Genomic DNA, 21,028 nt, shown 5'->3' with positions numbered 1-21,028 from the left:
ACGGCATCGATCCGCGCGATCGATGCCGTTTTTTTCGTCTGACCGATGGCGTCATCGGCACCTGAAAATTTGACGCAATTTTTAGGTGATATAAGCTGAATGTCAGGAAGTCGTCACGCGCGTACCGGCGGCGAGGCCATCGACGATGGCCGGACAGCGCCGGCATCCGCTGCGAGACATCTTGCTGACGTGTCGCCACGCGGCATAGCGACACGTGTCCTGTCTCCATCAGTCAGTCGAGTACGATCGTGAAAGCCGCCAGCCCTTCGATACGCCGGACGCGAAGTCCGTCGGCGGGCGCGCCGCCTCAGGCCGGGCCGAACCGGCATGCTGATCGCGGCACGCGCGCCACCCCGTTACGCGAGCCTCGCTTCTTCGCCATTTCCCATCGCGGCCCGCGCCGCTTCAATCTCGCGACCGCGCACCTGTCGAGCGCGGTGCAGTGCGACGGCAGCGCATCGTTGTTGCCCTAGCGTCCGTTTCCGCTTCCGTTTTCGCTTCCGTTCCGGGACGCATCGCCCGTTGCCGCAGCATCCGTGCGGCAGGATCGCGCCTGCGCCGCGCGATCGCACGCGCGTGCGACGTACCCGTGAACCTGGATCGTTGCGCGCGCAAGCGTGTCGCGCGCCCTTACCGGAGAGACGTCGATGCGTGAACGCCCGATCGTAGCCGTCACCGCCGACCGCATCCTGCGCGGCGCCCATCCGAACCACACGGCGGGCGAGAAGTACCTCGCCGCCATCGTCGACGGCGCCGGCGCGCTCGCGTTCGTCTTGCCCGCGCTCGGCGCGCGGCAGCCGGCCGACGCGATCGTCGCGGCAATCGACGGACTGCTGCTGACCGGCAGCTATTCGAACGTCGAACCGCATCATTACGGCGGCGCTGCGAGCGTACCCGACACGCTGCACGATCCGGCGCGCGATGCGACCGCGCTGCCGCTGATCCGCGCGGCGATCGACGCGGGCGTGCCCGTGCTCGCCGTCTGCCGCGGCATGCAGGAGCTGAACGTCGCGTACGGCGGCACGCTGCATCAGCGGCTGCATGCGACGACCGGCTTCGACGACCACCGCGAACGACCGGACGATCCGCTCGAACGGCAGTACGGTCCCGCGCATGTCGTGCAGCTCACGCCGGGCGGCCTGCTGCAGCGGATCGCGCGCGGCGCGCAAGAGGCGAAGGTCAATTCGCTGCACGACCAGGGCCTCGCGCGCCTGGGCGCGGGGCTCGCCGTCGAAGCGAGCGCGCCCGACGGGCTGGTCGAAGCCGTCAGCGTGCGCGGTGCGCGTGCGTTCGCGCTCGGCGTGCAGTGGCATCCCGAATGGCGCTACGCGGAGCAGCCGCTGTCGCGCGACATCTTCGCGGCATTCGGCGCGGCGTGCCGCGCGCGGATGACGCATCGCCTTCGTGCGGGCGGCGGCGCGACGCCATCGCCGGCCGCATCCGATATCGACATCGACTAACGAGGCCGATCATGCAACCCGAACTGAGCGAATTCCTGCGACAGCACCGCATCACCGAAGTCGAGGCGATCATTCCCGACATGGCCGGCATCGCGCGCGGCAAGATCATTCCGCGCAACAAATTCGAATCCGGCGAATCGATGCGCCTGCCGCAGGCCGTGATGGTGCAGACCGTCACCGGCGACTATCCGGAGGACGGCACGCTGACCGGCGTGACCGATCCCGACATGGTGTGCGTGCCCGATCCGTCGACGATCTGCCTGATCCCGTGGGCAGTCGATCCGACCGCGCAAGTGATCCACGACTGCGTGCACTTCGACGGCTCGCCGGTCGAAATCTCGCCGCGCTACGTGCTGCGCCACGTGCTCGACCTGTACGAGGCGAAGGGCTGGAAGCCCGTCGTCGCGCCGGAACTCGAGTTTTATCTGGTCGACATGAACGCCGATCCCGACTTGCCGCTGCGGCCGCCCGTCGGCCGCACGGGGCGGGCGGAAACGGGTCGCCAGTCGTATTCGATCGAGGCCGTCAACGAGTTCGATCCGCTGTTCGAGGACATCTACGAGTACTGCGAAATGCAGGGCCTCGATATCGAGACGCTGATCCATGAAGTCGGCGCCGCGCAGATGGAGATCAATTTCATGCACGGCGACGCGCTGTCGCTGGCCGACCAGGTGTTTCTGTTCAAGCGCACGGTGCGCGAGGCTGCATTGCGTCACAACATGTATGCGACGTTCATGGCCAAGCCGATGGAAAACGAGCCCGGGTCCGCGATGCACATTCATCAGAGCCTCGCGGACATACGCACCGGGCGTAACCTGTTCGCCGACGAAAACGGCGCCGTGTCGCCGCTGTTCCACAGCTATCTGGCGGGGCTGCAGAAGTACACGCCGGCGCTGATGCCGATCTTCGCGCCGTACATCAATTCGTACCGTCGCCTGTCGCGCTTCATGGCCGCGCCGATCAACGTGCAATGGGGCTACGACAACCGTACGGTGGGTTTTCGCATCCCGCAGTCGAGCCCCGTCGCGCGTCGCATCGAGAACCGGATACCGGGCGTCGACTGCAACCCGTACCTTGCGTTCGCGGCGACGCTCGCTGCCGGCTATCTCGGCATGACGCAACAGCTCGCGCCGACCGAGCCGATCGCATCGGACGGCTACGATCTGCCGTATCAGCTGCCGCGCAACCTCGAGGAAGGCATCTCGCTGATGGCCGCGTGCGAGCCGCTCGCCGGCATCCTCGGCGACAAGTTCGTGAAGGCCTACCTGGCATTGAAGGAAACCGAATACGAAGCGTTTTTCCGCGTGATCAGCTCGTGGGAACGCAGGCATTTGCTGCTGCACGTGTAGGCGTGCGGCGCTGTTTGACGGAGAAAACATGACCGATCGAAACGACGCTTTTCCGCAGTACTCGACCGCCGATTTTCGTGCGCTCGACGCCGCGCACCACATCCACCCGTTCTCCGACATGGGCGCGCTCAACCGCGCCGGCAGCCGCGTGATCGTGAAGGCCGACGGTGTCTACCTGTGGGACTCGGACGGCAACAAGGTGATCGACGGGATGGCTGGCCTGTGGTGCGTGAACGTCGGCTACGGCCGCAAGGAACTCGCCGACGCCGCGTATCGCCAGATCCAGGAGCTGCCGTTCTACAACACGTTCTTCAAAACCACGCATCCGCCGGTGATCGAACTGTCGGCGATGCTGGCCGAAGTGACGCCCGCCGGCTTCAACCACTTCTTCTATTGCAACAGCGGCTCGGAAGGCAACGACACCGTGCTGCGTCTCGTGCACCAGTACTGGCGCGTGCAGGGCAAGCCGCAGAAGAAATACGTGATCTCGCGCAAGAACGGCTATCACGGCTCGACGATCGCGGGCGGCACGCTCGGCGGGATGGGCTACATGCACGAGCAGATGCCGTCGAAGGTGGAGCACATCGTGCATATCGACCAGCCGTATTTCTTCGGCGAGGCGCAGCCGGGCGAGACGCCCGAAGCATTCGGCCTCGCACGCGCGCAGCAGCTCGAAGCGAAGATCCTCGAACTCGGCGCGGAGAACGTCGCGGCATTCATCGGCGAGCCGTTCCAGGGCGCGGGCGGCGTGATCTTCCCGCCGTCGACGTACTGGCCGGAAATCCAGCGGATCTGCCGCAAGTACGACATCCTGCTCGTCGCCGACGAAGTGATCGGCGGGTTCGGGCGCACCGGCGAATGGTTCGCGCACCAGCACTTCGGCTTCGAGCCGGACCTGATCACGATGGCGAAGGGCCTGACGTCGGGCTATGTGCCGATGGGGGCGGTGGGCATTCATGAGCGCGTCGCGCGCCCGATCATCGATAACGGCGAATTCAATCACGGCCTCACGTATTCGGGCCATCCGGTGGCGGCGGCCGTCGCGGTCGCGAACCTGAAGCTGCTGCGCGACGAGGGGATCGTCGAGCGCGTGAAGACCGATATCGGGCCGTATTTCCAGCGCCGGCTGCGCGACGCGCTGGGCGACCATCCGATCGTCGGCGAGATCGCGGGGAGCGGGTTGGTTGCTGGCGTTCAGCTTGCGCGCGATCGTGAGCGGTTCGATGCGAGTGTCGATATCGGCACGATCTGCCGCGACTTCTGCTTCAACGGCAACCTGATCATGCGCGCGACCGGCGACCGGATGCTGCTGTCGCCGCCGCTCGTGATCCGCGAGGCGGAGGTAGACGAGATCGTCGACAAGGCGAAGCGCGCATTCGATGCGACGGCGGAGCGGGTGGGGCGCGTGCGGTAAGCACGGCACACCTGCGTGCGGAAGGCGCGGCGTCGAATGACGCGGCGCCCGTATCGGGGCGGACACGCGCGCCGCCAAAACGAAAAGGGCCTGCGTCGTGAGACGCAGGCCCTTGAATTCTTTGGTGGGCGCCGTCGCAGGTAAAAGGCGAATCGGGCTCGTTCTTTCGTAGCGCCAATGAACAAACTGCCGCTGGTCTAGTGAATTGCCTGTCAACGGTGACAGGTAGGCCGACGTGGCAGGTATGCGAAAATCATGCGCTTGATCCGGGGAGCTACCCATGCCGACATGCCCGAGCTTCTTTGAAGCCTTCCAGACGAACATGACCGCGCTGCATATGCCCGTTCCGACAACGCTTTTCGCGACGGTACAAACGTCGGTTGCGGCTGTCAGTACGATGATGGGGACGCTAAAGGCGCTTGGCCCCGACGCGACGGTGGGCGAAATGCTCGGTGCGACTACGCTAGTCGAAAAGGTCGGTGTTGTCGGCTCGATCCTTGGCAGCGCTTATCTGGGCGCGGTCATCGGTAGCCTGATGGTCGCAACCGATTCGACATTGGCGTGCGGCGCAGGCAAGGGCAACGCGAACACGTCGCTTGCAGTCGCTCGATGGGGCACACGCTATGGGCTGGCGATTCATCCGCTCGTCATGGCGCAAATCCTGCGGCATCCGGAGGTTCTCGCGCCCGGCCCGCATAGCTATTTCGGGTTGAAGATGAACACGGCGATCCGAGGTGCGCGATGAAGTGGATTGCCGACCGCCTACTTCTCATCGGCACGGCGATAGTCTGTTTCGCCGTCGCTTGGGCCATCATCGCCGGAACCGGCGAATGGTTCCCCACCGTCATGATGCTGATCGCGTTCGCAACGCTATGGGGCGATAACGCCCGCCTGCGAAAGCTACTCGAACAAAACGGCATCGATCCGCGACGGCGCAAGCGTTAGTCCTGGGAACGTCGGCGGTGCGCCTTAGCGTGTCGGACAGATGCGGAGCCGGTCGAGATAAGACACCGATGCATCCCGGCTATAGCGGAGTGCGCCTGTGCCAGCGCGACCTTCAGATGTGAACGATACGGAAAGTTCTGTCCCGTCGAATTGCTTTCATAGCATTTCGATTGGTTCCGTATCGCCGGCGCCAGCCCCCGTCCAAACTAGGCGTCGGACACGGCCTTCAGCTGTACCCGTGCGGCAATGGGGCGTTCGACTTCCGGCAGAGATAGGCATTGTCCGAGTCGGGCGAGTGCAAGTAAGAAAAAAGGCCGGTCGCCTGGCAGAATACGAAAGTGGCATCGATGCGGTATTGCGAGCGAATACCGATTGCCCAAGCGGCGCGTTCACTGTTTGCCACATTTCCAACCCTTCGCGGCAGCCGGCAATCCGCTGCTGTTCACGATGCCGTGATGTGTGCCGGCTGTCGCAGGCGATAGCCGGCACCTGACCAAACGAGGTCAGCGAATTGGACCGAAATTCACGGCTGCGTCGTACATGCTGACCAGGCTTGCGATTCCGCCGCTGCCGCACACCTGTATGTGCACGAGGTAGCGCTTACCGACGCGGATGAGGCTGTTCGCGCGTTGTCGGTCGACGTTCGATAGGCGCCCGATGTTCGTTGGCACGGACCATTGGGTTCCGTTCTTGTCAGTGAATCGAAACGTTTCGAGGGTGCCGCCGCTCGGTGTGAACTGGATGCCCTCGACGGTGACGGGCCCGATGAATTGCGTGCAGTTGTCGCCGGGACGGTCGTAAACTTCGTCCATTTCTTCGAGCGCAGCGAGGCGCTCTACGGCCGTCGATTTACCCGTGAGATCCTTTGCTTGCCAGGTCGTGACGAGGCGTGCACGAGCGTTGATTGCTTGCGCGTCGGCGGGCGCCGAGAAGACGATCGCCGCGCTCACGCACGCGGCAAATGCATAGCGTCGAGTTGGAATCACAGCACCCCCGTTGCGTTGTTGTTGGTGAGTGCATTCTAGCGTGTTGCTTTATCTCGACGCTTTGACGCGGCACGCGGCGTGATAACGTAGCGACACCGAAAGGCGTTCAATAAAACACCGGGGTCGCTATGTTCCGCAATTTCTTTCTTCGCCGCGCATTGACGCGTACCGCGAGCCGCTTGGCGCCGAATCGAATTGCCATCGGGTACAGCGATGCAGTGCTTCGCGACTACTACCTTGCGGAGATCTTGGGTCAAGCTGGTGGCCAGGCGTGGGGCCTGCTGTTGTCCGGCGTTAATTCGCACGGCATTGAGGGGCTATGGTGGGATGGAGATCGTTACGATGCATCGTGCTCCATTCCGTGGAGCCATATTGAAGGTGCGACCGTCGAGTTTCGCTACTACTTGAGCCTGCACGAGTTTTACACCACTTCCCCGATGGAATTCGAGCTACGCAACTTGTTCGGGATTTATCGGCTGGTAGTCGCGTTAGATGGATTGCTGCAGCGGTTGTATAACCGACGATCACCGACGACTGTTGATCGATTGACGGTGCTGAAGCACATTGTTTCGAGGGAGATCGAAGGCCAGCGAGGTGGCGTTGGCGCGATCACATTGGCTACGCACCTTCACGGAATGCGTTCGGTCTTTCATCCACGGCGTGACAGACGCTACGCCTATTACGACCTGGTACTCCGTTCACTTGCCGACGAGGGGCTGCTCGAACGCCGAGACATGATGTTCGTATTGCATCCGCGCGCGCTGACAGCTTTGCACAATTACGAAAACGAGGAGCGACGGCATAAGACAAATCGCAATATTCAAATTGCTCTTGGCATACTGACGGTGCTTTCCGTAACAGCTGCAGCGATTCAAGCGTGGCCCCAAGCGAAAGAGATTTGGACTATGGTTGTAAGTCAAGTTTAGAAGGAAAGGCGCTGCGCAAGTGCGGGCGCTCAGTGCCGTGCGAAAATACCGCACGTAACACATTCATATTAGCGACGGGAGTGCGACTGATGCCGGGGGTGTCTGATGAAGGTTTGCTCGATTGGGTAAACAAGGTCTATTACGTGGCGGGTGCGCTCGCTGCCTTCTTTACTGTTGTGACGATAGTTTCGGGCTATATGCAGTTCAAATTGAACGAAAGGATCTCCGAGAGGAAGGATCGCGCGTTAGCCAAGTATCAGTCGGACGCCAGCCTCCAAATCGCCGTTGCCAACGAGAAAGCGAAGGAGGCGGGTAAAGGCGCCGCGGATGCGGTGTTGCGTGCAGCGCAACTTGATAAAGAAACGGCACGACTTACTGCCGAAAACCTGCGCCTGCAGTCGCAATTGATGTGGCGAACTCTGTCGAAGAGCCAAGCTTCCGCAATTCTTGCGGCTGCAATGCCGTTCAAAGGGCAACATTTGCAAATCGTTTCGGTGATGGGCGACGCAGACGGAAAGCAATTCGGTCAGCAGATAGCTCAGGTGTTACGCGATGCAGGCTGGCAATGCGGTGATTCCGATGTCTATCAAGCGATGTTCAAGCAGATTCCGACAGGCGTGTCTGTTCACCTCAACCCAATCCATACAGGAGCGGGTGAAACACCGCCGGCGGTGCTTCAACTTGTAGCCCTGTTAAGTAATGTGCACGTCATTTCGCGTATGCAGGCGGTACGCAATGATGAAGTGCCGCCTAAGGCGATTCGGATTCTAGTAGGCGTGAAGGAGCCGTTTCAGTCAGGTCTCACCGGCCGCTAACACGATGTCAAGCAGACCTGTACATGTCGTAAAGGGTTTCATAACATACTGATTTTGTTGCAATTTTGCTTTCGCGTGCCCTGTGCTGAACCCGTCGACCCAAACAACGTTGACAGCCCGAATGCATGGGGCGGTAAACCGCTCGCAGTGGTGGTTTTCTTCGTCTGAGATTACGCATCTTCTATGGGTGGCGCGAGTGGAGATGCTTCGGCCTGCCGGGTTCCGTATGCCCCGGTCTGTCAACTCCGCTTGTCGCTGCCCACCCCGTTTGACAGCGGGGCGATGCGATCGCATACGGAGCCCATCATGACGTTCCACGTTTCCGCGAACGCTTTCCATATCGGTAGTATTCCTGATCAAATTTCGGTGTCGTCACGTGACATCGCGACAATCCATGCACTGCAGGGCGAACTCCGGACGTGCATCTACGCGCTGCGCGGTGCGCTCGAGCAGAAGATCGTCCTCGATACCGTCCCAGGCGCTGAGTGGTTTTGGCAACGGGCCGAGGCAGCAACCGACGAACTCGACATCGCGATCAACAAGGCTATTGGCTGGGACTGAACACGTGCGCGCCTCGCCGGAAAGGGCGGGGCGCTGTTTGTCGTGATCGACCTCGAAGGAAGGGCCATGCCCTACGTATTGAAGACTTTCAAGGCGGGTGTGGCCGCCGGCCGCGACCTGGTGCTGTGTGACGACTTGCTCGATCTGCTCGCGAATCGAATCGCGAGCCGTGTTGCGGCGCGGCTGCGCGAGCGGCCGCCGACACCGGCGCATCGACAGGAGCAGCGGAACCCCGCCGCGCCAGTGACGCCGCAGCTGCACACCGACCGGTTATATCGCGTTGCCGATGTGATACAGCGATTGGGCGTCTCGAGGGCGACCGTCTACAACTTGGTGCGCGCTGGCCGGCTTGAACTCGTGAAGATCGGCTTGGCACCAGACACCTCGAAGAAGAAGTGTGACAAGAATGTGCCAACAATCCGGTTGGGCGAGAGGACACTTAACGAACATTTCGCCAAGTGCTGACCCGGAAAGCAAGAAGGGCCGGCGATTGCCGGCCCTTCGAATCTTTGGTGGGCGGTACTGGGATCGAACCAGTGACCCCTGCCGTGTGAAGGCAGTGCTCTACCGCTGAGCTAACCGCCCAAAGAAGAATCAAATTATGTCAGAGCTTTTGGGGTTCGTAAAGCCCTTTCTGCAAATTTTTTCAAATAGCCGCAAGCACCGGTTCTCAGGCCGCATGCTCAGCCCGCGAGCGCCGGCAGCGCGTCGATCGATGCGCGCACGTAGCCGGCAAAGCGCAGCGCGACCGGTTCGGCGGTGCCGCTGCGTTTCAGCGCGAGCGTGCGCGATTCGAGCGACGCGTCCTTCAGCGGCACGAACGCGAGCCGGTCGCTTTTCGCCTGCTGCAGCACGCGCGGCACCAGCGCGATGCCCATCCCGAACTCGATCATCGACAGGATCGTCTGCCACAGCCGGGCCTCGTGGCGGATCAGCGGGCTGAATCCCGCGTTCACGCACTGCGCGATGATCAGGTCGTGATAGTGCGGCGCGGCGTCGCGCGGAAACAGGATGAACGGTTCCGTCGCGAGCGCGGCGAGCGCGATCTGCCGGCGCCGCGCGAGCGGATGCGCGGCCGGCAGACAGCACACGAACGGCTCCGCATAGACGGGCGCCGATTCGACGTCGGGCGGAAAGCGGCCCCAGTGCGCATAGCCGAGATCGATCTGGCCGCGCTGGATCGCCTGCACCTGCGTGTGCGTGTTCATCTCGCTCAGCACGACTTCGACGCCCGGATAGTCGGCCTCGAAGCGCCGCACCGCATCGGGCAGCCCGCGATACAGCATCGAGTGGACGAAGCCGATCCGCAGCCGGCCCGCGAGGCCCGATGCGGAGCGCACCGTCAGGCGCTCGGCTTCGGTCGCCTGCAGCAGCAGCCGGCGCGCTTCGCCGAGCAGCACCTCGCCCGCGTTGGTCAGCGCGACGGTCTTGTTGGTGCGCGAGAAGAGCTGCACGCCGAGCGCGTCCTCGAACTTGCGGATGTCGAAACTCAGCGCCGGCTGCGAGATGAACAGGCGCTTCGCCGCGCGCCCGAAATGCAGCTCCTCGGCGACCGCCACGAAGTAGCGCAACTGCCTCAGTTCCACGGTGTCTCCTCCCGGCGTCGGCATCGATAAGCGATATCTATCGTACCGGATAAATCCTGTATTGGACGCTTATCGACCGCACGCCTACGCTCTTCGGAAGGCTTGACGCAGGACCGGCCGGGCGTTGCGGCACGCGGCCCGGGCACCTGCGCAGGCAATCCAGGAGACGCACGCATGAACGACACCGCTCGCACGCCGGACCCCGGCGCATCCAATATCCCCGACAGCCGGGGTCTCAATTTCTTCACCGTCGATCTTGATCTCGGCGCGTTGCTGAAGCTGCATCTCGGCGACGCGCACTATGCCGAACTCGAGCCGCGGCTGCGCGCGCTCGGCGCGCGCGTATCGGGCGAACTCGACGAATGGGCGTCGCGTGCGGACAAGCATCCGCCCGTGCTCGAGCATCGCAACCGGCGCGGCGAGGCCGTGCAGCGGATCGACAAGGATCCGGCGTACGTCGCGCTCGAACGTGTCGCGTATGCGGAACTCGGGCTCGCGTCGCTGAGCCATCAGCCCGACGCGGTGCCGCCGCTCGTCAAGTACGCGCTGACGTTCCTGTTCGTGCAGGCGGAATTCGGATTGTGCTGCCCGGTCAGCATGACCGATTCGCTGACGCGCACGCTGCGCCGCTTCGGCGATCCCGAGCTCGTCGCGCGCTACCTGCCGAGGCTCGCGTCGCGCGACTTCGACACGCTGTATCAGGGCGCGATGTTCATGACCGAGCAGGCGGCGGGCTCCGACGTCGGCCGGATAGCGACGCGCGCGACCCGCGAAACCGACGCGCACGGCGAGACCGTCTGGCGCCTGACCGGCGACAAGTGGTTCTGTTCGAACGCGGACGCCGATCTCGCGATGGTGCTCGCGCGGCCCGACGGCGCGCCGGACGGCATCAAGGGTCTCGCGCTGTTCCTGCTGCCGAAGACGCTGCCGGACGGCACGCGCAACCGCTACCGGATCGTGCGCCTGAAGGACAAGCTCGGCAGCCGTTCGATGGCGAGCGGCGAGATCACGCTCGAAGGCGCGCAGGCCTACCTGATCGGCGAGATCGGCCGCGGCTTTCACCAGATGGCCGACATGATCAACATGTCGCGTCTGTCGAACGGCGTGCGCGCGGCCGGGCTGATGCGGCGCGCGCTGAACGAAGCGCTGCACGTCGCCGCGCATCGCGACGCGTTCGGCCGCAAGCTGATCGAGATGCCGCTGATGCAGCGCCAGCTGATGAAGATGCTGCTGCCGGCCGAGGCCGCGCGCGCGATGTTCATGCAGATCGCATTGCTGCTGCCGCACGCGGATGCGGGCGACGAGCAGGCGGCGCGCTGCGTGCGGATCCTGACACCGCTGATCAAGTTCCGCGCCTGCCGCGACGCGCGCCGCGTGACGGGCGACGCGATGGAAGTGCGCGGTGGCACCGGCTATATCGAGGAATGGAGCGACGCACGGCTCGTGCGCGACGCGCACCTCGGCTCGATCTGGGAAGGCACGAGCAACATCGTCGCGCTCGACGTCGCGCGCGCCGCGCAGCGCGAACATGCGCTCGACGCGCTGCGCACGTTCCTCGGCGATCGTCTGGGCGCGGCGCCGCTGCCCGACGCGAGCCGCACGGCGCTGCGGCGCATTCTGGCGCGGGCGTGCGATGCGCTCATGCGGGTCGCCGACAAAGGCGACGACGCGCGCGTGCGGCAGGCCGCGTCCGCGCTGTATTACGCGAGCGCGGCCGTGCTGATGGCCTGCGAGGGCGCGCGGCTCGCGCCGGATTTCAGGCGTCTCGCGCTCGCGCACCTGATCGTGCGGCACAAGCTGCTGCCGGTCGATCCGCTCGCGCCGGCATCGCTCGACGATGAATCGGCCGCGTCCGATGCGCTGCTGCGTGGCACGCCGGTGCCGCTCGACATGGCGCTCGACCTGCTGCCGGAGGTCGAACGATGAGCACGATGACAGCGACACAGGCGGCGACGCCGAACACCACGCGCGGCGCACTGGACGGCCTGAAGGTCGTCGACCTGAGCCGCGTGCTGGGCGGCCCGTACTGCACGCAGGCGCTCGCCGACCACGGCGCGACGGTGATCAAGATCGAGCCGCCCGACGGCGACGAGACGCGCGGCTGGGGGCCGCCGTTCCTCGGCGACACGGCCTGGTACTTCATGGGCGTGAACCGCAACAAGGAGGGGCTCGCGCTCGACCTGTCGCACGACGAAGGGCGCGCGATCCTGTGGCGCCTGCTCGAAGACGCCGACGTGCTCGTCGAGAACTTCAAGCCCGGGACGCTCGCGCGCTGGGGGATGGATTACGCACGCGACCTGCAGCCGCGCTTCCCGCGGCTGATCCATTGCGCGGTGACGGGCTTCGGCGACGACGGCCCGCTCGGCGGCCTGCCGGGCTACGACGCGGTGATCCAGGCGATGGCCGGGCTGATGAGCGTGAACGGCGAGCGCGACGGCGCCGCGACACGCATCGGCTTGCCGATCGTCGACATGGTCACGGGGCTGAACGCGCTCGCCGGCATCCTGCTGGCGCTCGCGGAGCGCGAAAAGAGCGGGCGCGGCCAGTCGATCGACGTGGCGCTGTACGACTGCGGCGTGTCGCTGCTGCATCCGCACCTGCCGAATTTCTTCGGGTCGGGCCGCGTGCCGGAACGCAGCGGCAACGCGCATCCGAACATCGCACCGTACGACAGCTACCGCACGGCGACCGTGCCGATTTTCCTCGCGGTGGGCAACGACCGGCAGTTCGCGCGGCTCGTCGCGCATCTCGGGGCGCCGGCGCTCGCCAGCGACCCGCGCTTCGTCGATAACCGCAGCCGCTGCGCGCACCGGCCGCAGTTGAAGGTCGAACTGGAAGCGCGGCTCGCCGCGCACGCGTGCGAGCCGCTCGCGCGCGACCTGATGGCGGCCGGCGTGCCATGCGGGCCGGTGCGCACGGTGGCCGACGTCGCGCGCGATCCCCATGCGCTGCACCGCGAGCTGTTCGTCGAGATCGGCGCGTATCGCGGCACTGCGTCGCCGGTGAAGCTGTCGCGCACGCCGGCCATCTACCGGTCGGCGCCACCCGCGCTCGGCCGCGACACGCGCGCGGTGCTCGACCGTCTCGGCATCGATCGCGCGCTCCAGCAGCAACTGCTCCATGCCGGCGTGCTGAAGGTCGCGCCGGACGAGACGTGACGGGCGAGGGCCCCTGCAGATGAGAGTCGTCCCGAACCGACCGATCGCAACATCGACGGCAACCCCGGGGCAACGCAACGTAGCGCAATCCCGCCAGCCGGCGGCGCAACGCCGGCCGCCCGGCAACGCGCGCGACAGTCGCGCAGCCGAACAAACATGGAGACATCGATGAGCCGTCCGCAATCCCCGCCCGCCGCACAGCCGCGGCCCGGCCGCGCCGCCCTCGCGGCGTTCGTCGGCACCACGATCGAGTGGTACGACTTCTACATCTACGGCACGGCCGCCGCGCTCGTGTTCGGCAAGGTGTTCTTTTCGAGCACGATGGACCCCGGCGTCGCGACGCTGCTCGCGTTCGTCACGTTCTGGGCCGGCTTTGCCGCGCGGCCGCTCGGCGGGATCGTGTTCGGCCATCTCGGCGATCGCGTCGGCCGCAAGACCGCGCTCGTGATCACGCTGGTGATGATGGGGCTCGCGACGACCGGCATCGGCCTGCTGCCCGGCTATGCGTCGATCGGCGTATGGGCGCCCGCGGGCCTCGTCGTGCTGCGCGTGCTGCAGGGCATCGCGGTCGGCGGCGAGTGGGGCGGCGCGGTGCTGATCGCGAGCGAGAATGCGCCGAAGCATCGCAGCATCCTGTATGCGGCGTTCGCGCAGCAGGGCTCGCCCACCGGCAACCTGCTGGCCACGGCCGCGTTCTTCGCGCTGAGCGCGCTGCCGACGCCGTCGTTCCTGATGTGGGGCTGGCGCATTCCGTTCCTGCTGTCGGCGGTGCTCGTGATCATCGGGATGGTGATCCGGCTGCGGCTCGAGGAGTCGATCGACATGCAGCGCGTGCTCGCGCGCAAGCGCACGGTGAAGCTGCCGCTGCGCGACGTCGTGCGCGACCACTGGGTCGTCGTGCTGCTCGCGGCCGGCACGCTGCCGGTGATCAACGTCACGTATTTCCGCAGCACGTTCGCGCTGTCGTGGGCGACCAGGGAGCTCGGTTACGCGCAGGGCACGTTCCTCGGCATCCTGTCGATCTCGCTCGTCGTGCAATTCCTCATGCAGCCGGTCGGCGCGTGGTTCGTGTCGAAAGTCGACATGCGGCGCGCGATGTGCTGGATCCTGATTCCCGAGATCGTGCTGATGCCGGTGATGTTCCATGCGCTCGCGACGCGTTCGTACTGGGTCGCCGTCGCGGGCATGTGCATTTCGACGATTCCGTCGGCGATGTTCTACGGCGCGGTCGGCGGCGTGCTCGCGCGCGTGTTCCCGGCCAACATCCGCTATACGGGCCTGTCGCTTGCGTATCAGTTGAGCGCGCTGGTCGTCGGCGGCGGCACGCCGGTGCTCGCGCAGGCGATCCTCAACGCGACCGGCAGCATCGTCGGCGTCGCGGTCGCGTCGGGGCTCTATGCGCTCGTGTCGCTCGCGTGCATGCTGGCGCTGCTCGATCGCACCGGGTATCGCGCCGACGAACTGTCGAGCGCCGAGCGCAGCGATGCGGCCGAGTGGGGCACCGAGAGTACGGGGGCGGGAAGCCTCGCAGGCGAAGCCGCGCAACCCGACGATCGCGGCACGTTGAAGCCGGCAGGTTGAGCGGGGCAGGCCGGTGCGATGCGGCGAGGTGGCGATTCGGCGATTCCGCGGCATCGGGCGCCCGGCGGGCCGCGCGTCGCGTTGCCTTCGCTGGCGCCGGACCACGCATTCCCAAAAGCAAACGGCACCGTGCGATACACGGTGCCGTTTGCCTGGACATCGGCTTCACGTCGCGACGCCGCCGGTACGGCGCGGCCGTCGCGAGTCGCGTTGCTTTAGCCTTCCGTCGGCGGCACGTAGCCGGACGCCTGGTCCGCGCCGTCGCCGAAGAAGTACTTCTCCGTCTGCTTCATCAGGTACTGGCGTGCGCGCGGGTCGGCCATGTTCAGGCGGTTTTCGTTGATCAGCATCGTCTGCTGCTTGAGCCAGCCTTGCCACGCTTCCTTCGAGACGCTCTCGTAAATGCGCTTGCCGAGTTCGCCCGGCAGCGGCGGGAAATCGAGGCCTTCGGCTTCCTTGCCGAGCTTCGCGCATTGGATCATTCGAGCCATCGTGTACTTCTCCTGTAATCGGTCTGGGGGGAAGGGCAGTCGTGCCTGCGCTCAGAGCTGCTTCATCAGCACGAGCGACTTGCGCTGCCAGTTATAGAGTTTGCGGCGGTCTTCCGGCAGGTCATCGACGCTGACCTTGACGAAACCGCGCTTGAGGAACCAGTGCTCGGTGCGCGTCGTGAGCACGAAGATGTGCGTGAGGCCGCGCGCGCGGGCGCGCTGCTCGATGCGCTTGAGCAGACGTTCGCCGTCGCCCGAGCCTTGCGCTTCCGGCGCGACCGTCAGGCACGCCATCTCGCCGATCTTCTCCTGCTGGTACGGGTACAGCGCCGCGCAGCCGAACAGCACGCCATCGTGCTCGATCACCGAGAAGTGGTCGATGTCGCGTTCGATCTGGTGGCGGCCGCGCCGCACCAGCGTGCCGTCCGACTCGAGCGGCTCGATCAGCGACAGGATGCCGCCGACGTCGTCCGGCGTCGCCTCGCGCAGGCTCTCGAGGTTCTCGTACGAGATCATCGTGCCGACGCCGTCGTGCAGGAACAGTTCGAGCAGCATGCTGCCGTCGAGCGATTGCGGGATCAGGTGCGCGCGGGTCACGCCGCCGCGGCATGCACGGATCGAATGCTTGAGGAAGAATGCGTCGTCGCCCTGGATGTTGCCGGAATCGAGCAGCTCGGCCGCCGCGTCGAGCGACATTTCACGCACCAGCTCGCCTTCGTCGCCGACGATGCCGGGCCCTTCGGTCAGGAAGATGATCTTGTCGGCGCGCAGCGCGATCGCGGCCGCCGACGCGACGTCTTCCATCGACAGGTTGAACGCCTCGCCGGTCGGCGAGAAACCGAGCGGCGACAGCAGCACGAGCTTGCGGCTCGCGAGCGAATGACGGATCGATTCGGCGTCGATCTTGCGCACGATGCCCGTGTGCGCGAAATCGACCCCGTCGAGAATCCCCACCGGCCGCGCGGTCACGAAGTTGCCCGACACGACGCTGATGTGCGCGTGCGCCATCGGCGAGTTCGGCAGACCCTGGCTGATCGCGGCCTCGATGTCGAGGCGCACTTCGCCGGCCGCTTCCTTCGCCGATTCGAGCGCGCGCGCATCGGTGATGCGCAGCCCGTGCGAAAACTCGGATTCGACACCGTGCAGGCTCAACTGCTCCTCGACCTGCGGGCGGGAGCCGTGCACCAGCACGATCTGAATGCCCATCGCCTGCAGCAGCGCGATGTCGGACACGAGCGCATTCAGCAGCCCCTGCTGCACCACCTCGCCGCCGAACCCCACGACGAACGTGCTGTTGCGGAACTTGTGGATATAGGGCGCGACGGAGCGCATCCAGTCGACGAACTGCGCGTGGCTGGCGGCCGAATCGTCGGCGGCCGGCGGCGTCGCGGCGCCGGTCTGGGCGGGAGGGAGGTCGGTTTGGGAATTCATGGGCGGGATTATAATGCGCCCCCATGTCGAATGTTTCTAAAAGTCCCGCGCCGACGCGGGCCAATACGCCGTCGGCGAAGCACCCGGATGGTGCGGCCGATGCGCGCGAGCAGCAGGGCCAGCCGCCGCGCCAGCAGCAGGACAAGCCGGCGGGCAAGCCGGCACCCGCGCCGCGCGGGCCGCGCCATGACGAACGGCGCGGCGACGCGCGCCAGCCGGCCGCGAAGGGCGCGCCGCAGGCAACCGGCGAGCGCGCCCCGCGCCGCGAGCGTGCGGCGCGCGCGGCAGTCCCGCCGAACCCCGTCCCGCCGATCACCTACCCCGAAAGCCTGCCCGTGTCGGGCAAGCGCGACGAAATCGCGCGCGCGATCGCCGGTCATCAGGTCGTCATCGTCTGCGGCGAAACCGGCTCGGGCAAGACCACGCAGTTGCCGAAGATCTGTCTCGATCTCGGCCGCGGCCTCGGCGCCGGCGGCACCGGCCTGATCGGCCATACGCAGCCGCGGCGCCTGGCCGCGTCGTCGACCGGCCGCCGCATCGCCGAGGAACTCGGCACGCCGTTCGGCGAGGTGGTCGGCTACAAGGTGCGCTTCACCGACAATCTCGCGCCGGGCGCGTCCGTGAAGCTGATGACGGACGGCATCCTGCTCGCCGAGACGCAGACCGATCCGCTGCTGAAAGCGTACGACACGCTGATCATCGACGAGGCGCACGAGCGCAGCCTGAACATCGACTTCCTGCTCGGCTATCTGAAGGAGATCCTGCCCCGGCGGCCGGACCTGAAGCTGATCGTCACGTCCGCGACGATCGACGCCGATCGCTTCGCGCGCCATTTCGGCACCGACGAACGTCCGGCGCCCGTGATCGAGGTGAGCGGGCGGCTGTACCCGGTCGAGATGCGCTACCGGCCGGTGGCCGAGGATCGCCCGGCCGTCAAGAACGCCGAAGGCACGGGCGGCCGCGACCGCGTGAAGACCGCACGCGAAGCCGAACGCGACCTGATGGACGCGATCGTCGACGCGGTCGACGAGCTGTGCCGCGAAGGCCCCGGCGACGTGCTGGTGTTCCTGCCCGGCGAGCGCGAGATTCGCGAGGCGGCCGAGGCGCTGCGCAAGCACCATCCGCCGCACACCGAGATCCTGCCGCTGTTCGCGCGGCTGTCGGCGGCCGACCAGGACAAGGTGTTCAAGGCGTCGAACGCGCGCCGGATCGTGCTCGCGACCAACGTGGCCGAAACCTCGCTGACGGTGCCGGGCATCCGCTACGTGGTCGATACCGGCCTTGCACGCGTGAAGCGCTATTCGTACCGGAACAAGGTCGAGCAGTTGCAGGTCGAGTCGATCTCGCAGGCCGCCGCGAACCAGCGCGCGGGCCGCTGCGGCCGCGTGGCCGACGGCGTGTGCATCCGCTTGTACGAGGAAAGCGACTATCAGGCGCGTGCGCGCTTCACCGATCCGGAAATCCTGCGCTCGTCGCTCGCGTCGGTGATCCTGCGGATGAAGTCGCTGCACCTGACCGCGATCGAATCGTTCCCGTTCCTCGAACCGCCGCCCGGCCGCGCGATCGCGGACGGTTATCAGTTGCTCAACGAGCTCGGCGCGGTCGACGACGACAACGCGCTGACGCCGCTCGGCCGCGAGCTCGCGCGGCTGCCGCTCGACCCGCGCGTCGGCCGGATGATTCTCGCCGCGCGCGACCAGCAGTCGTTGCGCGAGGTGCTGATCATCGCGAGCGCGCTGTCCGTGCAGGACCCGCGCGACCGCCCGATCGAAGCGCAGGAGCAGGCCGACCAGGCGCATCGCCGGTTCGCGGACGAGCGCTCCGAATTCCTGCAGTGGCTGAAGATCTGGGCGTGGTTCGAAGAGGCCGTCGCGCACAAGAAGTCGAATCGCCAGCTGATCGACGCGTGCCGGCAGAACTTCCTGTCGCACCTGCGGCTGCGCGAGTGGCGCGACGTCCATTCGCAGCTGCTGACGGTGGTGCGCGAGCACGGCTGGCGGCTCAACGAAGCCGAAGCCACGTACGAGCAGATTCATCTGGCCCTGTTGACGGGCCTGCTCGGCAACCTCGGGATGAAGGCCGACGACGATCCGCATTACCTCGGCGCGCGCGGCATCAAGTTCTACCTGTGGCCAGGCTCCGCGCTCGCGAAGAAGGCCGGCCGCTGGGTGATGGCGGCCGAGCTCGTCGAGACGAGCCGGCTGTACGCGCGCTGCCTCGCGAAGATCGAGCCGGAGTGGGTCGAGAAGATCGGCGCGCACCTGCTGAAGAAATCGCTGTCGGAGCCGCACTGGGAGAAGCGTCCGGCGCAGGTCAGCGCGTTCGAGCGCGCGACGCTGTACGGGCTGCCGATCTACCACCGGCGGCGCGTCGCGTTCGGCAAGCAGGACCCGGCGCGCGCACGCGAGCTGTTCATCCGCGGCGCGCTGGTCGAAGGCGAATTCGACACGAAGCTGCCGTTCTTCGCGCACAACCGCAAGCTGCTCGCCGACATCGAGCAGCTCGAGCACAAGTCGCGCCGCCAGGACGTGCTGGTCGACGACGAGCTGATCTACGCGTACTACGACCACGCGATCCCGGAAGGCATCCATACGGGTGCCGCGTTCGAGCGCTGGTATCGCGACGAAGTGAAGAAGGGCGGCCAGCCCGACGACAAGCAGCGGCTGCTGTACCTGTCGCGCGACGACCTGATGCGTCACGAGGCGGCCGGCGTGACGACCGACCTGTTCCCGAAGCGCGCGACGATGGCCGGCGTCGAGATGGCGCTCACGTACCACTTCGAGCCCGGCACGCCGCGCGACGGCGTGACGCTCGCGGTGCCGCTCTACGCGCTGAACCAGGTCGACGCGCGCCGCTGCGAGTGGCTCGTGCCCGGGATGCTGAAGGAAAAGGTGCAGTTGCTGCTGAAGTCGCTGCCGCAGAAGCTGCGCCGGCACTGCGTGCCGCTGCCCGAGTACGCGGCCGGTTTCGTCGAGCGGATGGGGCGCGAGCGCTTCGGCGCGGGCGGCCTCGTCGAGGCGCTGATCGCCGACGTGCGCGGCGAGACGCAGGTCGCGATGAAAACGGCCGACTTCAAGCTCGAGACGCTGCCCGCGCACCTGTTCATGAATTTCAAGGTGATCGACGAGCACGGCCGCCAGCTCGCGATGGGGCGCAATCTCGCGCAGCTTCGCCAGGAGCTGGGCGCGCAGGCGCAACAGCAGTTCCAGAAGATCGCGGCGGCGTCGACGATCGCGACCGGCGGCGACGCGGGCGCGGGCGACGCAGGCGACACGGCCGCGCCTGCCGCCCCGCCGGGTTCGGCGGCGCGAGGCGGCAAGCCGGGCAAGGGCGCGGCGCCGCAGACGGCCGCCCCGGCCGAAACCGGCGCGACCGCGCTATACGAGAACCTGACGACGTGGAATTTCGGCAAGCTGCCCGAGCTGCTGGAAATCCGCCGGCGCGGCCAGACGCTGTACGGCTATCCGGCGCTCGTCGACCGCGGCACGCATTGCGACGTCGAGGTGTTCGATTCGCCGGAGGAGGCCGCGCGCATCCACCGGGCCGGCTTGCGGCGGCTGTTCGCGCTGCAGCTGAAGGAGCCGATCAAGTTCCTGGAAAAGAACCTGCCGGGCCTGCGCGAGATGGCGATGCAGTACATGTCGCTCGGCACGCAGGACGAACTGCGCGACCAGCTGATCGACACGGCGCTCGACCGCGCATGCCTGCAGGACCCGCTGCCCGACGACGACGCGAGCTTCCACGCGCGCCGTGACGAGGGCCGCAGCCGCCTGAACCTGCTCGCGCAGGAAATCGCGCGGCTCGTCGGACAGATCCTGGCCGAATACGCGGGGCTCGTGAAGAAGCTCGCGCAGGCGAAGCCGTTCGCGCAGGCCCATGCGGACCTGCAGCAGCAACTGGCCGCGCTGGTCGGCAAGCGCTTCGTGATCGACACGCCTTACGCGCAGCTTGCGCATTTCCCGCGCTACCTGAAGGGCATCGCGCTGCGGATCGACAAGCTGAAGGCCGATCCGGCGCGCGACGCGAAGCAGTCGGCCGACCTGCTGCCCCTGGCCCAGCAGTACCAGCGCGCGGTGTCTCAGCGTGGCGGCGTCGCCGATGCGCGGCTCGCGGAATTCCGCTGGCTGCTCGAGGAACTGCGGATTTCGCTGTTCGCGCAGGAACTGCGCACGCCGATGCCGGTCTCTGTCAAGCGTCTGCACAAGGTCTGGGAGTCGATGCAGCGCTAGCGCGACGTCGGTTGGCCGGGCCTGCACCGCGACGCCGGCCGCGGCGGCTCGTCCCGCCGCCGCGGCGTGCGGCGAGGTGACGCACAGGCGGCGCAA

Annotated in this window: 17 protein-coding genes and 1 tRNA gene; 13 read left to right on the top strand and 5 right to left on the bottom strand. The window is 66.1% G+C overall.

Annotated elements, in window-relative coordinates; all coding sequences use genetic code 11:
- The first annotated feature begins 647 nt into the window (after positions 1–647).
- From HWX76_RS16475 to HWX76_RS16455, 5 genes are all read left to right on the top strand, one after another.
- Positions 648–1,460: a gamma-glutamyl-gamma-aminobutyrate hydrolase family protein gene (locus HWX76_RS16475; protein ID WP_176016049.1), complete on the top strand. Its 813-nt coding sequence runs from the start codon at positions 648–650 to the stop codon at positions 1,458–1,460.
- A gap of 11 nt (positions 1,461–1,471) precedes the next feature.
- On the top strand, positions 1,472–2,809 hold the full coding sequence (locus HWX76_RS16470; RefSeq protein ID WP_050017981.1) for a glutamine synthetase family protein: 1,338 nt from the start codon (positions 1,472–1,474) through the stop codon (positions 2,807–2,809).
- Between the two features lie 28 nt (positions 2,810–2,837).
- Complete coding sequence (locus HWX76_RS16465; RefSeq protein ID WP_176016048.1) at positions 2,838–4,223, top strand: aspartate aminotransferase family protein; 1,386 nt, start codon at positions 2,838–2,840, stop codon at positions 4,221–4,223.
- A gap of 280 nt (positions 4,224–4,503) precedes the next feature.
- Positions 4,504–4,968 carry a hypothetical protein gene (locus tag HWX76_RS16460; protein WP_176016047.1) on the top strand — a complete coding sequence of 155 codons (465 nt, stop codon included), beginning with the start codon at positions 4,504–4,506 and terminating at the stop codon, positions 4,966–4,968.
- Entirely contained in the window at positions 4,965–5,168 is a 204-nt protein-coding gene (locus HWX76_RS16455; protein ID WP_124557644.1) for a hypothetical protein, read from the top strand. The genes HWX76_RS16460 and HWX76_RS16455 overlap by 4 nt, the downstream gene beginning before the upstream one ends.
- 503 nt (positions 5,169–5,671) lie before the next feature.
- On the opposite strand, the gene HWX76_RS16450 is transcribed toward HWX76_RS16455, so the two are convergent.
- A complete protein-coding gene (locus HWX76_RS16450) occupies positions 5,672–6,118 on the bottom strand; it encodes a hypothetical protein (RefSeq protein ID WP_176016046.1) in 447 nt (148 codons plus the stop codon).
- 164 nt (positions 6,119–6,282) lie between these two features.
- Between HWX76_RS16450 and HWX76_RS16445 the strand changes: the two genes are divergently transcribed.
- From HWX76_RS16445 to HWX76_RS16430, 4 genes are all read left to right on the top strand, one after another.
- Positions 6,283–7,080: a hypothetical protein gene (locus HWX76_RS16445; protein WP_176016045.1), complete on the top strand. Its 798-nt coding sequence runs from the start codon at positions 6,283–6,285 to the stop codon at positions 7,078–7,080.
- A gap of 89 nt (positions 7,081–7,169) precedes the next feature.
- On the top strand, positions 7,170–7,895 hold the full coding sequence (locus HWX76_RS16440) for a hypothetical protein (protein ID WP_176016044.1): 726 nt from the start codon (positions 7,170–7,172) through the stop codon (positions 7,893–7,895).
- Positions 7,896–8,201: 306 nt separating this feature from the next.
- Complete coding sequence (locus HWX76_RS16435) at positions 8,202–8,456, top strand: hypothetical protein (protein ID WP_176016043.1); 255 nt, start codon at positions 8,202–8,204, stop codon at positions 8,454–8,456.
- Between the two features lie 42 nt (positions 8,457–8,498).
- Positions 8,499–8,921 carry a helix-turn-helix domain-containing protein gene (locus tag HWX76_RS16430; protein ID WP_244137976.1) on the top strand — a complete coding sequence of 141 codons (423 nt, stop codon included), beginning with the start codon at positions 8,499–8,501 and terminating at the stop codon, positions 8,919–8,921.
- A 45-nt stretch (positions 8,922–8,966) separates the two neighbouring features.
- On the opposite strand, the gene HWX76_RS16425 is transcribed toward HWX76_RS16430, so the two are convergent.
- Positions 8,967–9,041: transfer RNA gene (locus HWX76_RS16425), tRNA-Val, on the bottom strand.
- Between the two features lie 98 nt (positions 9,042–9,139).
- Positions 9,140–10,042, bottom strand: coding sequence for a LysR family transcriptional regulator (locus HWX76_RS16420; RefSeq protein WP_050013031.1), 903 nt, complete (start codon positions 10,040–10,042; stop codon positions 9,140–9,142).
- Between the two features lie 174 nt (positions 10,043–10,216).
- Here HWX76_RS16420 and HWX76_RS16415 point away from each other — a divergent pair, with 174 nt between their 5' ends.
- From HWX76_RS16415 to HWX76_RS16405, 3 genes are all read left to right on the top strand, one after another.
- Complete coding sequence (locus tag HWX76_RS16415; protein ID WP_176016041.1) at positions 10,217–11,968, top strand: acyl-CoA dehydrogenase family protein; 1,752 nt, start codon at positions 10,217–10,219, stop codon at positions 11,966–11,968.
- 5 nt (positions 11,969–11,973) lie between these two features.
- Positions 11,974–13,200, top strand: a complete 1,227-nt coding sequence (locus HWX76_RS16410) for a CoA transferase (RefSeq protein ID WP_089488668.1) — start codon at positions 11,974–11,976, stop codon at positions 13,198–13,200.
- Positions 13,201–13,368: 168 nt separating this feature from the next.
- The gene (locus tag HWX76_RS16405; RefSeq protein ID WP_050013029.1) at positions 13,369–14,781 is read left to right on the top strand and encodes an MFS transporter; all 1,413 of its coding nucleotides are present in this window, start codon (positions 13,369–13,371) and stop codon (positions 14,779–14,781) included.
- Positions 14,782–14,996: 215 nt separating this feature from the next.
- Here HWX76_RS16405 and HWX76_RS16400 read toward each other — a convergent pair whose 3' ends face one another.
- Together HWX76_RS16400 and argA are read right to left on the bottom strand one after the other, a co-directional pair.
- Positions 14,997–15,272 (bottom strand): oxidative damage protection protein, encoded by a 276-nt coding sequence (locus HWX76_RS16400; protein ID WP_006478357.1) that lies wholly within the window; start codon positions 15,270–15,272, stop codon positions 14,997–14,999.
- Positions 15,273–15,323: 51 nt separating this feature from the next.
- On the bottom strand, positions 15,324–16,703 hold the full coding sequence (gene argA, locus HWX76_RS16395; protein WP_050013028.1) for an amino-acid N-acetyltransferase: 1,380 nt from the start codon (positions 16,701–16,703) through the stop codon (positions 15,324–15,326).
- 23 nt (positions 16,704–16,726) lie between these two features.
- Here argA and hrpA point away from each other — a divergent pair, with 23 nt between their 5' ends.
- Positions 16,727–20,932, top strand: coding sequence for an ATP-dependent RNA helicase HrpA (hrpA, locus tag HWX76_RS16390; protein WP_176016040.1), 4,206 nt, complete (start codon positions 16,727–16,729; stop codon positions 20,930–20,932).
- Positions 20,933–21,028 lie beyond the last annotated feature (96 nt).

Source organism: Burkholderia sp. BCC0398 (assembly GCF_902833245.1).
GTDB classification, from domain to species: domain Bacteria; phylum Pseudomonadota; class Gammaproteobacteria; order Burkholderiales; family Burkholderiaceae; genus Burkholderia; species Burkholderia sola.
Note: the sequence above shows the minus strand (reverse complement) of the source record. Positions and strands in the feature narration are given on the sequence as shown.

Bases quoted from the DNA above. Each gene is read 5' to 3' on its own strand.
- HWX76_RS16475 (WP_176016049.1), top strand. From the start codon at position 648: ATGCGTGAACGCCCGATCGTAGCCGTCACCGCCGACCGCATCCTGCGC.
- HWX76_RS16470 (WP_050017981.1), top strand. From the start codon at position 1,472: ATGCAACCCGAACTGAGCGAATTCCTGCGACAGCACCGCATCACCGAA.
- HWX76_RS16465 (WP_176016048.1), top strand. From the start codon at position 2,838: ATGACCGATCGAAACGACGCTTTTCCGCAGTACTCGACCGCCGATTTT.
- HWX76_RS16460 (WP_176016047.1), top strand. From the start codon at position 4,504: ATGCCGACATGCCCGAGCTTCTTTGAAGCCTTCCAGACGAACATGACC.
- HWX76_RS16455 (WP_124557644.1), top strand. From the start codon at position 4,965: ATGAAGTGGATTGCCGACCGCCTACTTCTCATCGGCACGGCGATAGTC.
- HWX76_RS16445 (WP_176016045.1), top strand. From the start codon at position 6,283: ATGTTCCGCAATTTCTTTCTTCGCCGCGCATTGACGCGTACCGCGAGC.
- HWX76_RS16440 (WP_176016044.1), top strand. From the start codon at position 7,170: ATGCCGGGGGTGTCTGATGAAGGTTTGCTCGATTGGGTAAACAAGGTC.
- HWX76_RS16435 (WP_176016043.1), top strand. From the start codon at position 8,202: ATGACGTTCCACGTTTCCGCGAACGCTTTCCATATCGGTAGTATTCCT.
- HWX76_RS16415 (WP_176016041.1), top strand. From the start codon at position 10,217: ATGAACGACACCGCTCGCACGCCGGACCCCGGCGCATCCAATATCCCC.
- HWX76_RS16410 (WP_089488668.1), top strand. From the start codon at position 11,974: ATGACAGCGACACAGGCGGCGACGCCGAACACCACGCGCGGCGCACTG.
- HWX76_RS16405 (WP_050013029.1), top strand. From the start codon at position 13,369: ATGAGCCGTCCGCAATCCCCGCCCGCCGCACAGCCGCGGCCCGGCCGC.
- HWX76_RS16400 (WP_006478357.1), bottom strand. From the start codon at position 15,272: ATGGCTCGAATGATCCAATGCGCGAAGCTCGGCAAGGAAGCCGAAGGC.
- argA (WP_050013028.1), bottom strand. From the start codon at position 16,703: ATGAATTCCCAAACCGACCTCCCTCCCGCCCAGACCGGCGCCGCGACG.
- hrpA (WP_176016040.1), top strand. From the start codon at position 16,727: ATGTCGAATGTTTCTAAAAGTCCCGCGCCGACGCGGGCCAATACGCCG.